Source organism: Streptomyces sp. 4F14, from assembly GCF_048159485.1.
Lineage (GTDB): Bacteria > Actinomycetota > Actinomycetes > Streptomycetales > Streptomycetaceae > Streptomyces.
The window spans coordinates 219,509-232,437 of record NZ_JBLRVY010000009.1; the positions used below are offsets into that span (position 1 = coordinate 219,509).

A 12,929-nucleotide genomic window follows, 5' to 3' on the forward strand; every position below is an offset into this window, starting at 1 on the left:
GGCCAGTCCGAGTGGAGCGGTCTGGCGGGAGTTCGGAGATGACTGTGGAACAACTCCCGGGGCAGGTGCGGGAGTTCGTGAGCTGCCTGGACGGCCTGCTGGGGCGCCTCGACCAGGGCGGCGGCTGGTGCGCGGTGTTCTGGCAGCGCGACCCCGACGGTATGCGGGCCTGCCTCGACGGCACCGAGATGCCGCCCTGGGACGTCATGGAGGCGCTCCTCCAGGACCTCGCGTCCGCATACGGCCCCGCCGTCGCCGAGCGCGAGGCGCACCGCGTCCGCGCCCTGCACGCCGCCGCCCTGCGCGCCCACGACGCGCGGCCCGGGGCCCGCGACGCCCTCGGGGACCGGCTCGACGTCATGCTCCGCGAGCAGCGGTACGCGGTCGAGCGGCAGGCCGAGCTGGGGCGGCAGCTCGCCTCCGCCGTCACCCGGGAGCAGGCCGACGGGGTCCGGCTGGAGCTGGCGTGGGCCCATGACGACCATGAGCGGGCGACCGCGCGGTGCGCCGAACTGCGGGCCAGGATGGCGGAGTTGGACCGGCGGGGCGGGGGGTTCCCGGAGGAGGGGTCCGGTGCCGCGGGGCAGGTGGGGGCGTTCGGGCGGGACGGGAAGGGGCGGCTTCGGGGGTCCTGGGGGAGTGACGGGGAGTTCGAGGGGCGGGGGGTGGAGCCGGGGGGCCGTGAGGGGGGTTCGGGGGGTGGCTGGGCGTCGGGTGAGGCCGGTGGCGCGTCGTGGGGGGCTGGGCGAGGTTCGGGTGCCGGAGAGGGCGGGGCGGGCGGCGTCGGTTCCGGCGGTGCCGTGGCGGCCGAGGGCGGGAGCGGTGACGGGGAGGCGCGTGCCGATGCCGGTGAGGCTCCGGCGGTCGCCCCGGCCGCCGTGCCCAAGCAGCGCAAGCGGCGGCGGGGGAGCGCGCGGTTCGCCGGGGTCGTCGAGGAGGAGGGGGCCGCCGTCGTCGTACCGGAGGAGGCGGTGGCTGTCGTACCTGAGAGGGACGGGGGTAAGGGGCCGCGCGGGGCGCGGTTCGCGGGGGGCGGTGGCCGTAAGGGTGCGGTGCGGGGGCGGGAGGAGCCCGCCGTCGCTCCGGACGTCGTCGCCCGGCAGGAGACCGCCGAGGTGGTGCGGCGGCTGGTCGCGCTGCGGAGCGAGGGGCGCAGCGGGGAGGCGCACGCGCTGCTGGTGGAGCTGGCGTCCTGGCCCGCCGAGCGGATTCCGCTGGTCGCGGGCGAGCTCCAGCGGGCCGGGCTCGGCGCCGACTGGTCGACGCTGCTGTGGGAGGCGGCGTCGCTGCCCGCCGAACGGCTCGTCGCGGCGGCGGACGCGCTGACCGGGGCGGGGCGGGCGGACGACGGGGAGCAGATCCTGCGGCAGGGCGTGGCGCGGCCCGCCGAGGAGATCGGCGAGGCCGTCCTCGGGCTGGCCGGGGAGGGGCGGCGGCGCGAGGTGCGGGCGCTGCTCGACGCGTACGTGCGGGTGCGGGCGCCCGAGGAGGCCGCGCGCAGCGTCGCGCCGGACCCGCGGACGCTGGTGCCGTTGCTGGTGGAGGCCGCGCGGGGGGTGTCGGAGGAGCGGTACTGGGATGTGGTGCACGCGCTGCGGGTGGCGGGGTTCTCGGCGTGAGGGGGCGACCCTGGTCGTACCCGTGCAGTACCTCGGGGGGAGGGCGGCGGCGCCGGTCGCGAGCGGGAGTACCCCAGGGTGACCGAGCGGCGTCGGCGCCGAGCCGGTCGTACCCGTGTAGTACCCCAGGACGACCGGGCCGCGCCGGTCGCGAGCCCGGCGTACCCGGGTAGTACCTCCGCCCGAGCCGCCGCCCCACCCCGCATTGCTCCGAACGGCCCCGCCCCGCCCCCCACCGGAGTGTGAAACGCGATCGACTCCCCGGGTTAACGGCCGTGGTCTTGGCAAGGGCGTCGCGGAGGCTTACGTTCGTGCCTCTATGGCCCGCTTTCTACGGGCGTAGAGGCTCTGACGTCCCGTCGAAGGAGCAGCTCATGGCCAATGTCGTACGTGCCGCACTGGTCCAGGCCACCTGGACCGGCGACACCGAGTCCATGGTGGCGAAACACGAGGAGCACGCCCGCGAGGCGGCCCGGCAGGGTGCGCGGGTGATCGGCTTCCAGGAGGTGTTCAACGCGCCGTACTTCTGCCAGGTGCAGGAGCCGGAGCACTACCGCTGGGCGGAGCCGGTGCCGGACGGGCCGACGGTGAGCCGGATGCGGGAGCTGGCGCGCGAGACGGGCATGGTGATCGTCGTACCGGTCTTCGAGGTCGAGGGGACCGGCTTCTACTACAACACCGCCGCCGTGATCGACGCCGACGGGACCTACCTCGGGAAGTACCGCAAGCACCACATCCCCCAGGTGAAGGGCTTCTGGGAGAAGTACTACTTCCGGCCGGGCAACGCGGGCTGGCCCGTCTTCGACACGGCGGTCGGAAAGGTCGGCGTATACATCTGCTACGACCGCCACTTCCCGGAAGGCTGGCGGCAACTCGGGCTCAACGGCGCCCAGTTGGTCTACAACCCCTCGGCGACCTCACGCGGACTGTCTGCGTACCTCTGGCAGTTGGAGCAGCCGGCGGCGGCCGTCGCCAACGAGTACTTCGTCGCCGCGATCAACCGGGTGGGCCGCGAGGAGTACGGCGAGAACGACTTCTACGGGACGTCTTACTTCGTCGATCCGCGGGGACAGTTCGTGGGAGGGACCGCGAGCGACAGGGACGAGGAACTCGTCGTCCGCGACCTCGACTTCGACCTGATCGAGGACGTGCGGCAGCAGTGGGCCTTCTACCGCGACCGCCGCCCCGACGCCTACGAAGGACTGGTGAAGCCGTGAGCGACCTGTACGCCCGCCACCGAGCCGTCATGCCCGACTGGCTCGCCCTGTACTACGAGGAGCCGCTGGAGATCACGCACGGCGAGGGCCGGTACGTGTGGAGCGCCGACGGCACCCGCTACCTGGACTTCTTCGGCGGCATCCTCACCACGATGACCGCGCACGCCCTGCCCGAGGTGACGAAGGCGGTGAGCGAACAGGCCGGGCGGATCATCCACTCCTCCACCCTGTACCTGAACCGCCCGATGGTCGAACTCGCCGAGCGCGTCGCCCAGTTGTCGGGCATCCCGGACGCCCGCGTCTTCTTCACGACCTCCGGCACCGAGGCCAACGACACCGCCCTGCTGCTCGCGACGGCGTACCGGCGCAGCAACACCGTCCTCGCGATGCGCAACAGCTACCACGGCCGCTCCTTCAGTACGGTCGGCATCACCGGCAACAAGGGCTGGTCCCCGACCTCCCTGTCCCCGCTCCAGACGCTCTACGTGCACGGCGGCGTCCGCACCCGGGGCCCCTACGCGCACCTCGACGACGAGGCGTTCACCGCGGCCTGCGTCGACGACCTCAAGGACCTCCTCGGCCACACCCGCCCGCCCGCCGCGCTGATCGCCGAACCGATCCAGGGCGTCGGCGGGTTCACCTCTCCGCCGGACGGCCTGTACGCGGCGTTCCGCGAAGTCCTGCGCGAGCGCGGCATCCTGTGGATCGCCGACGAGGTGCAGACCGGCTGGGGCCGCACCGGCGACCACTTCTGGGGCTGGCAGGCACACGCCCGCAGCGGCCCGCCGGACATCGTCACCTTCGCCAAGGGCATCGGCAACGGCACGTCGATCGGCGGGGTCATCGCCCGCGCCGAGATCATGAACTGCCTGGACTCCAACAGCATTTCGACGTTCGGCGGCACCCAGCTCACCATGGCCGCCGGGCTCGCCAACCTCACCTACCTGCTGGAGCACGACCTCCAGGGCAACGCCCGCCGCGTCGGCGGCCTCCTCATCGAGCGGCTCCGCGCCACCGCCGCGCAGGACCCCGGTGTCCGTGAGGTACGCGGCCGCGGCCTGATGATCGGCGTCGAACTCGTCAAACCCGGCACCGACGAGGCCGATCCGGACCGCGCCGCCGCCGTCCTGGAGGCGGCCCGCGCGGGCGGCCTGCTCATCGGCAAGGGCGGCGGGCACGCCACCAGCGCGCTGCGCGTCGCCCCGCCGCTCACCCTGACCGTCGCGGAGGCCGAAGAGGGCGCCGCGATCCTCGACAGCGCTCTCAGGAGTACGCGGTAACGAAGGAACGACGCCATGACCACCACCTTGGAACCCGCCCTGTCGGTCCGTCAGGTCCTCTCCCTGGAACGGGTGCTGGCCGGCGAGCCCGAGGTGGTGGCCGGCGCCGGACAGCTCGACCGGCCGGTCCGCTGGGTGCACGTCGCCGAGGCCCCCGACGTCGGCGTGATGCTCAGCGGCGGCGAAATGGTCCTCACCACCGGGGTGTTGCTCGCCGGCGACGACAGCGCGCAGGCCGAGTACATCCACTCCCTGTACCGCGCGGAGGCCGCGGCCGTCGTCCTCGGACTCGGCCGCGCCTTCCCCACCCCGCCCGACGCGATGCGCAGAGCCGCCGAACGCTGCGGGCTCCCCCTCGTCGTCCTCCACCGGCCCTTCCCCTTCGCGGAGTTGACGGAGGAGGTCCAATCCCGGCTGGTCCGGCGGAAGTTCGCCGCCGTCAGCCTCTCGGAGGCCGTCCGCACCGCGCTGACCGGCCTCATCACCGCCGGGGCCCCGCTGCAACGGCTCCTCGACGAGGTCGCCCAGCACAGCGGCTGCCCCGTCGTCGTCACCAACCTCGCCCACCGCGTCCTCGCCACCGCCGGCGAACGCCCCGCCGTGGACGACGTGTTGCGGGACTGGGAGCGCATCGCCCGGCAGGCCGGCGGCCGGGAGGGCGACGGGTGGATCCGCGCCGAACTCGGCGGCCGGGGCGAACGCTGGGGACAGATCGTGCTGTGCGGCCACCGGGGCGACACCGCCGGCGGGCGGCTCCTCGCCGACCGGGCCGCCGAGGCCCTCGTCCTGCACCGCATGCTGGGCGCCGCCCCCACCTGGGAGGAGCAGTCCGCGCAGAGCCTGCTCACCGACCTCGTCTCCGGTGTCGTACCGGCCCGACAGCTCCTGCCCAGGGCACGGGCCGCGGGGCTGCCGGTCAACCGGCGCACGTTCGTCCCGCTCGCCGTGCGCGACCGTGACCCCGGTGAACTGGAGCGCACGCTACGGCTGTTGGGGCTGCCCGGACTCGTCGCCGAACTCGCCGACGGAATTACCGCCGTCCTCCTCAGCCTCGCTCGCGACCAGGACGCCGACGCGCTCGCCGCGCACTTCGCGGCCCGCCTCGGCTCGGCCGTCGTCGCCTCCGCCGGGCCACGTGGCAGCTGGGAGGACGTCCCGGCGGGGCTGCGCGAGGCACGGCACGTCGCCGACGCCGTCGACGGCGCGGGCGACGCCCTCGACCTCCCCGGCGTCGTCCGCCTGCGGGACGTCCATCTGCGGGGCCTGGTCCGGCTGTTGCGTGACGACCCGCACGTCCAGGCGTTCGCGGAACGGGAGCTGGACGGGCTGCTGCGCGCCGCCGACGACGACCTGCTGGCCGTCCTGCGCACCTACCTCGCGACCGGCCGCAACAAATCCCGCACCGCCCAGCTCCACCACGTCTCCCGGCCCGCCCTCTACCGCCGCCTGGAGGCGATACAGACCCGCCTCGGCGTCGACCTCGACGACTTCGAACAGGCGGCGTCCGTGCACATCGCACTCCTCGCGCATGACGCGCAACAGCGCTGAAACACAGAACGACCTGCGAAAACGGCGGTGAAACATGGGCCGAAGAGAGCGTGACACGGTGACACGCCGAACGCCTCCAGACGTGACACGCTGCACCTCAAAGCCCGCTCCCCGGCTTCCTAAGCTCCTGGGGCGGGCGCCGGAAGTTCCGTCTGCCCCACGGCGCCCGGCGGGCCCGCCCTTCGGGCGGATGACGGAACTTCCGGCGCCCGCCCCAGCACACCGAGCGACCGGAGGTCCCGATGAGCAGAGTGATCCGTGCCGCGATCTTCCAGACCGCCTGGACCGGCGACAAGGAGTCGATGATCCAGGTGCACGAGCAGGCGGTGCGCGACGCCGCCGCCCAGGGCGCCCAAGTCCTGTGCTTCCAGGAGCTGTTCTACGGGCCGTACTTCTGCCAGGTCCAGGACCCGGCGTTCTACGAGTACGCCGAGCAGATCCCCGACGGGCCGATCGTCAAGCGGTTCCAGGCACTCGCCAAGGAGCACGGCATCGTCCTCGTACTGCCGATGTACGAGGAGGAACAGCCCGGCGTCCTCTACAACACCGCCGCCGTCATCGACGCGGACGGCTCGTACCTCGGCAAGTACCGCAAGCACCACATCCCCCAAGTCAAGGGATTCTGGGAGAAGTTCTACTTCCGCCCCGGCAACGCGGGCTGGCCGGTCTTCGACACCAAGGCCGGGAAGATCGGCGTCTACATCTGCTACGACCGCCACTTCCCGGAAGGCTGGCGGGCGTTGGGGCTCGCGGGCGCCGAGATCGTCTTCAACCCGTCGGCGACCTCGCGCGGACTCTCCGCGTACCTGTGGCAGTTGGAGCAGCCGGCGGCGGCCGTCGCCAACGAGTACTTCGTCGGCGCGATCAACCGCGTCGGTGTCGAGGAGCTGGGCGACAACGACTTCTACGGCACCTCCTACTTCGTGGACCCGGAGGCCCAGTTCGTCGGAGAGGTCGCCAGCGACAAGGAGTCCGAACTCGTCGTCCGCGACCTCGACCTGGCCAAGCTGCGCGAGGTCCGCGACCGCTGGCAGTTCTACCGCGACCGCCGCACCGACGCGTACGGCCCGCTGACCGCTCCCTGACCGGCGCCGCGCGCGGACCCGGCGCCACGGGGGCCGGGCCCGCGCGCGAGACGTCCAGACACCGTTTGTGAGACAGGAGTTGGGAGCCATGAGCAGCCGTACCGTCATCCGCGGAGGTCTCGTCGTCACCGCGTCCGACGAGATCCACGCCGACGTCCTGATCGAGGACGGCCGGATCGCCGCCCTCGCCGCCACCGGCACCCCGTCGGCCGAGGCGTGGACGGCCGAGCGGGTCCTCGACGCGACCGGAAAGTACGTCATCCCAGGGGGAGTCGACGCCCACACCCACATGGAGCTGCCGTTCGGCGGCACCTTCGCCTCCGACACCTTCGAGACCGGCACCCGCGCCGCCGCCTGGGGCGGCACGACCACGATCATCGACTTCGCCGTGCAGAGCGTCGGCCACACCCTGCGCGAGGGCCTCGACGCCTGGCACGCCAAGGCCGAGGGCAACTGCGCGATCGACTACGCCTTCCACATGATCGTCTCCGACGTCCACGACGAGACGCTCAAGGAGATGGACCTCCTCGTCGAGGAAGGCGTCACCTCCTTCAAACAGTTCATGGCCTACCCCGGCGTCTTCTACAGCGACGACGGCCAGATCCTGCGCGCCATGCAGCGCTCCGCCGAGAACGGCGGGCTGATCATGATGCACGCCGAGAACGGCATCGCCATCGACGTCCTCGTCCAACAGGCCCTGGAACGCGGCGAGACGGACCCCCGCTACCACGGCGAGGTCCGCAAGGCGCTCCTCGAAGCCGAGGCCACCCACCGCGCGATCAGGCTCGCGCAGGTCGCCGGAGCCCCGCTGTACGTCGTGCACGTCTCGGCCATGGAGGCAGTGGCCGAGCTGGCGCGGGCGCGCGACGAGGGCCTCAACGTCTTCGGCGAGACCTGCCCGCAGTACCTGTTCCTGTCGACCGACAACCTCGCCGAACCGGACTTCGAGGGCGCGAAGTACGTGTGCAGCACGCCACTTCGGCCCCGCGAGCACCAGGCGAAGCTGTGGCAGGGGCTGCGCACCAACGACCTCCAGGTCGTCTCCACCGACCACTGCCCGTTCTGCTTCACGGGCCAAAAAGAGCTGGGGCGCGGGGACTTCTCGAAGATCCCCAACGGCCTCCCGGGCGTCGAGAACCGAATGGACCTGCTGCACCAGGCAGTTGTCGACGGCCACATCTCGCGCCGCCGCTGGATCGAGATCGCCTGCGCCACCCCGGCCCGCATGTTCGGCCTCTACCCGAAGAAGGGCACCATCGCCCCCGGCGCCGACGCTGACGTCGTCATCTACGACCCGCACGCCGAACAGATCGTCTCCGCCGAGACCCACCACATGAACGTCGACTACTCGGCGTACGAGGGCAAGCGGCTCACCGGACGCGTCGAGACCGTGCTCTCGCGCGGCGAACTCGTCATCACCGAGCGGGAGTTCACCGGACGCGCCGGACACGGCGCCTACACCCCGCGCTCCACCTGTCAGTACCTCATCTAGGGAGTGGCGCAATGGACTTCGGACTTGTCCTCCAGACCGACCCGCCGGCCTCGCGTGTCGTCGAGCTGATGAAGCGGGCCGAGGAGAACGGCTTCACGTACGGCTGGACCTTCGACTCCGCCGTGCTGTGGCAGGAACCGTTCGTGATCTACAGTCAGATCCTGTCCCAGACATCGAAGTTGACGGTCGGGCCGATGGTCACCAACCCCGGCACCCGTACCTGGGAGGTCACCGCCTCCACCTTCGCCACCCTCAACGACATGTTCGGCAACCGCACGGTCTGCGGCATCGGACGCGGCGACTCCGCGATGCGCGTCGCCGGGCGGACTCCCAACACCCTGGCCCGGATCAGCGACGCGATGAAGGTCATCCGCGCGCTCGGCTCCGGCCAGGAGGCCGACCTCGGCGGCGGTACGGTCGTCAAGTTCCCCTGGATCAAGGAGGGCGCCCAACTCCCCGTCTGGATGGCCGCGTACGGGCCCAAGGCCCTCAAGATGACCGGCGAGGAGGCCGACGGGTTCATCCTCCAGCTCGCCGACCTCTACCTCACCGAGTACATGGTGAAGGCCGTCAAGGACGCGGCCGTCGCCGCCGGACGCGACCCCGGCGACGTCAAGATCTGCGTCGCCGCACCCGCCTACGTCACCGCCGACGACTCGCCCGAAGCCCTCGCCCACGCCCGCGAACAGTGCCGCTGGTTCGGCGGGATGGTCGGCAACCACGTCGCCGACCTCGTCTCCAAGTACGGCGAGCACTCCGCCCAGGTCCCCGAGGAACTCACCGAGTACATCAAGGCCCGCCAGGGCTACGACTACTCCCACCACGGCCGCAGCGGCAACCCCGACACCCAGTTCGTCCCGGACGAGATCGTCGACCGCTTCTGCGTCATCGGCACCCCCGAGCAGCACGTCGAGAAGCTCGAAGCCCTCCGGGCCCTCGGCGTCGACCAGTTCGCGATCTACGACATGCACGACGCACAGGAAGCCGTCATCGACGCGTACGGCACGACGGTGATCCCGGCCGTCAACGGCTGAGCGACACCAGGTCACTTGGACTTCCCTCTCCCGGCCTCGCACCGGGGGAGGGACAGGGCGCACCCCCACGCGCACCCCTCAGCGCACCCTTCGCACCCCCCAACCCCCACGCGCACCCCGCGTCCCCACGCGCACTCCCGAGGATTCGCCCGCACGGCCTCTCTCCCCTCCCCTCTCCCCGATTGGCCAAGCCCATGACCGACACCGCGCCCACCGCGCTGCCCCCGCCCTCCCAAGTCACCCTCGCCGACGGCCGGGTGGAGATCGCCCCCGGCGCCCCGCAGCCCAGCGGCCCCTACGCCAACGAGGACCTGCTCCCCGTCCCCGTCGAGAAGCGCACCTGGACGACGTACAACTTCTCCGCGCTGTGGGTCGGCATGGCTCACAACACCGCGTCCTGGACGCTCGCTTCGGGTCTCATCGCCGTCGGCATGGACTGGAAGCAGGCGGTGTTCACCATCGCGCTGGCGAACGTCATCGTGCTGGTGCCGATGCTGCTGACCGGGCACGCCGGGCCCAAGTACGGCATCCCGTTCCCCGTGTTCGCGCGTGCCTCGTTCGGTATCCGGGGCGCCAACCTCCCCGCTGTCGTACGGGCGTTGGTGGCGTGCGGCTGGTTCGGGATCCAGACCTGGATCGGCGGCGAGGCGATCTACTTCCTCGCCGGGAAGCTGATCGGCTCCGGGTGGAGCGACGCCGGGCAGATCGGCGGGTACGCGTGGACGATGTGGCTGTCGTTCGCGATCTTCTGGGCGATCCAAGTGGCCATCATCTACCGGGGGATGGAGACGATCCGCCGGTTCGAGAACTGGGCCGCGCCGTTCGTCCTCGTCGGCGCGGTCGTCATGCTGATCTGGATGAGCAACAAGGCAGGCGGATTCGGCCCGTTGCTCGACCAGCCGTCCAAGCTCGGCTGGGGCGGCGACTTCTGGAAGCTGTTCTGGCCCTCCCTGATGGGCATGATCGGCTTCTGGTCGACGCTGTCGCTGAACATCCCCGACTTCACCCGCTACGGCAAGTCGCAGAAGGCGCAGACCTGGGGACAGGCGCTCGGCCTGCCGACCACGATGACGCTGTTCGCGCTGCTGTCCGTGATGGTCACCTCCGGCTCGCAGGCCGTGTACGGCGAGACGATCTGGGACCCGGTCCAGCTCGCCGCGAAGACCGACAACGTCTTCGGGCTGCTGTTCGCGCTGGTGACGGTCCTGGTGGCGACGCTCTCCGTCAACATCGCCGCGAACCTGGTCTCCCCGGCGTTCGACTTCTCCAACATCGCGCCCCGCAAGATCAGTTTCCGCACCGGCGCCCTCGCGACCTGCGTCCTCGGCGTGCTGATCTTCCCCTGGAAGCTGTACTCCGACCCGCAGGGCTACATCTTCACCTGGCTCGGCCTGGTCGGCGGCCTCCTCGGCACCGTCGCCGGCATCCTCATCGCCGACTACTGGATCCTGCGCCGGGGCAAGCTCGACCTCGTTGACCTGTACCGCACGGGCGGCCGCTACTGGTACGAGAACGGCTGGAACTGGCGTGCCGTCGTCGCGTTCCTCGTCGGCGGCGTCCTCGCGGTGGGCGGCGCGAGCTTCAAGCCGATCATCGACGGCCGCCCGATCCCGGCGCTGAGGTCCCTCGCGGACTACGGCTGGGCGGTGGGCCTGGGCACGTCGATGGTGTTGTACCTGGGGTTGATGGTGCTACGCGGGAAGGACAAGGAGGACGAGACGGAGAAGGCCGCCGTCTGAGGTCACGGGCGGGGTGATACCCCTCACCCCGCCGTACCCCACACCCCTGTCACCCCGCCGCGCTCCCCTGCAACGCCCCCATCGCCTCCTTGGCCGCCTTGATCGCCCCCGTGTTGATCGTGCTCGTGTCCGGCGCCTTCTTCGTCTCGAAGTCGCTGCCGTTGTACGTCACGATGACGATCGCGTTGGACACCCGGGCGAACACCACGCCCTCCCGGGTCTGCTGCTTGTCCTCGGTCGTGAGGTTGACGACCGAGTACGCCTCCTGGCCGAGCCCCGGCACCGGCCCGCCGCCGCTCTTCTCGCCGACCCGCGCCTTGTACGACTTGAGCGCCGCGTCCTCGGTGTCCATGATCTCGAAGGACACGTCCAGCCAGCGGTAGTCGAACCCCTTGAGCGCGTTCCACGAGCAGGTCCGGCGGATCTTCGTGTCCGTGGACGGGATCTCCTTGCCCGCCGTCTTCGCGCCCGGCACCAGAGAGGTGACCGTCTTCGCGGAGACGCTGCCGCACGGCGCGGGCGCGGCGGCGTACGCCTTCGTCGCGGCCGGGGAGGACGGCGCGTCCCCCGTGTCCGACTGGGTCTGCCGGCCGGTGTCGTCCGGGGAGGCCGCGTCCTCGGGGGACGCGGGGGACGACGACAGGGCCCAACCCGCGCAGGCGAGCACGACCACCGGGGACAGACGCGCCGCGAGGGCGAGCGGCAGAGGAAGAGAACGCACAGGCGCACTTCTTTTGTGGGGGAGGGCGCGGAGACCAGTCCGCACCGCGGACGACGGGACGCCAGTGTCACACGACTCACTGTGGTGCGGAAGCGTGAACTCGCTGCGTACCTGAGTGGTGACAGCGGCCCCGCGTTGACGAGGCGAACGTCCCTAAATGTGCCGCGCGGGATGCGGTGAAAAATGCAGAGCGGCCTCGATCCGCTCCACCGCGAGGAACGCCCCGTACGCCACGAGACGCACCAGCTGCCCGTCCGTACGCCCCTCCCCGCGCCAGGCCGCGACATCGTCCCCGGTGATCCGGTACGGCGCCAGCGCGGCCAGCAGCGCCAGGCGCGCGCCGGGCAGCTCACGCCGGTGCGGGTAGCCCCGGAGTATGACGGGGGGATGCGCGCCCTCCCAGGCCGCGACCCCCTCCTGTACGAGACGCCGCTCGTCCTCCCCGAGGAGTACGCCGCCCTCCAGCGCGGCCGTGCGCAGCGCGTCGTACGCCGGACCCACCGCCGTGCCCGCCGCCCACGCGGGGCCCTCGCGGAGTCCCTCGCCGGGTGCCTCCAGGAGCGGCAGGGAGGCGCCCGGGACGGCCGTGCGGCGGACCGCGCGGGCCAGGGAGCGGCCCGTGAGGGAGCGCACCGGGCGCAGGCGCTGGGCGCCCGCCGGGAGGAGGTCGTCGGTCAGGAGCGCCGAGGCGAAACGGTTCACGAAATGGAAGGCCAGGGCGGTGCCGAGGTAGCCGGGCAGCTCCGCGCGCGCGAAGGGCAGCGGTTCGGGACCGGCGCCCGGCACGCGCGTGCGGGCCGCCCAGTCGAGCACGCGCGCGTGCCCCTCGTCCTCGGGGCGCTCGCCCCGCGCGAGGCGCTCGGCCAGGGCGTGGTCGCCCGTTGCGTGCAGCAGGACCGTGTGCGCGGACACGCAGAACGGGCACCTGTTGGCGAGCGACACCCCGAACGCGGCGACCTCCTTGCCGGTACGGTCGCCCGGGCCCGCGATCAGCGACTCCCGCAGCAACGCCCAGGCGGACAGCATGAGTTCGGGCGCGGACGACAGGACCACGAAGGTGGGCGGGGCGGCGGTCCCGAAGTCGTGCGCGATCTGCGCGTACGCCTCGGCGACCCGGCCCTCGGCCTTCTTCGGCGACGGCGGAACGGTGTGGCGGAAGGGTGTGGACATGGACGCCAGCCTGGCGGCGGAGGC

10 protein-coding genes are annotated in these 12,929 nt (G+C 71.7%); 8 read left to right on the forward strand and 2 right to left on the reverse strand.

What is annotated here, in order from left to right; translation table 11 throughout:
- Nucleotides 1–38: 38 nt before the first annotated feature.
- From ACLZOT_RS18025 to ACLZOT_RS18060, 8 genes are all read left to right on the forward strand, one after another.
- Nucleotides 39–1,619, forward strand: a complete 1,581-nt coding sequence (locus ACLZOT_RS18025) for a hypothetical protein (RefSeq protein ID WP_416969960.1) — start codon at nucleotides 39–41, stop codon at nucleotides 1,617–1,619.
- A 374-nt stretch (nucleotides 1,620–1,993) separates the two neighbouring features.
- Nucleotides 1,994–2,836, forward strand: a complete 843-nt coding sequence (locus ACLZOT_RS18030; RefSeq protein ID WP_416969961.1) for a nitrilase-related carbon-nitrogen hydrolase — start codon at nucleotides 1,994–1,996, stop codon at nucleotides 2,834–2,836.
- Entirely contained in the window at nucleotides 2,833–4,116 is a 1,284-nt protein-coding gene (locus ACLZOT_RS18035) for an aspartate aminotransferase family protein (RefSeq protein ID WP_416969962.1), read from the forward strand. Before ACLZOT_RS18030 ends, ACLZOT_RS18035 begins: the two co-directional genes overlap by 4 nt.
- Before the next feature lie 15 nt (nucleotides 4,117–4,131).
- The gene (locus tag ACLZOT_RS18040; protein WP_416969963.1) at nucleotides 4,132–5,664 is read left to right on the forward strand and encodes a PucR family transcriptional regulator; all 1,533 of its coding nucleotides are present in this window, start codon (nucleotides 4,132–4,134) and stop codon (nucleotides 5,662–5,664) included.
- Between the two features lie 242 nt (nucleotides 5,665–5,906).
- Nucleotides 5,907–6,749: a nitrilase-related carbon-nitrogen hydrolase gene (locus tag ACLZOT_RS18045; RefSeq protein ID WP_416969964.1), complete on the forward strand. Its 843-nt coding sequence runs from the start codon at nucleotides 5,907–5,909 to the stop codon at nucleotides 6,747–6,749.
- Between the two features lie 88 nt (nucleotides 6,750–6,837).
- Complete coding sequence (gene hydA, locus ACLZOT_RS18050) at nucleotides 6,838–8,241, forward strand: dihydropyrimidinase (RefSeq protein ID WP_416969965.1); 1,404 nt, start codon at nucleotides 6,838–6,840, stop codon at nucleotides 8,239–8,241.
- Nucleotides 8,242–8,252: 11 nt separating this feature from the next.
- Nucleotides 8,253–9,275 (forward strand): TIGR03842 family LLM class F420-dependent oxidoreductase, encoded by a 1,023-nt coding sequence (locus ACLZOT_RS18055; protein WP_416969966.1) that lies wholly within the window; start codon nucleotides 8,253–8,255, stop codon nucleotides 9,273–9,275.
- A 194-nt stretch (nucleotides 9,276–9,469) separates the two neighbouring features.
- Entirely contained in the window at nucleotides 9,470–11,014 is a 1,545-nt protein-coding gene (locus tag ACLZOT_RS18060) for an NCS1 family nucleobase:cation symporter-1 (protein WP_416969967.1), read from the forward strand.
- 49 nt (nucleotides 11,015–11,063) lie between these two features.
- Here ACLZOT_RS18060 and ACLZOT_RS18065 read toward each other — a convergent pair whose 3' ends face one another.
- A complete protein-coding gene (locus ACLZOT_RS18065; protein WP_416969968.1) occupies nucleotides 11,064–11,735 on the reverse strand; it encodes a hypothetical protein in 672 nt (223 codons plus the stop codon).
- A gap of 153 nt (nucleotides 11,736–11,888) precedes the next feature.
- Nucleotides 11,889–12,905 (reverse strand): carboxymuconolactone decarboxylase family protein, encoded by a 1,017-nt coding sequence (locus tag ACLZOT_RS18070; RefSeq protein ID WP_416969969.1) that lies wholly within the window; start codon nucleotides 12,903–12,905, stop codon nucleotides 11,889–11,891.
- Between the last annotated feature and the right edge of the window lie 24 nt (nucleotides 12,906–12,929).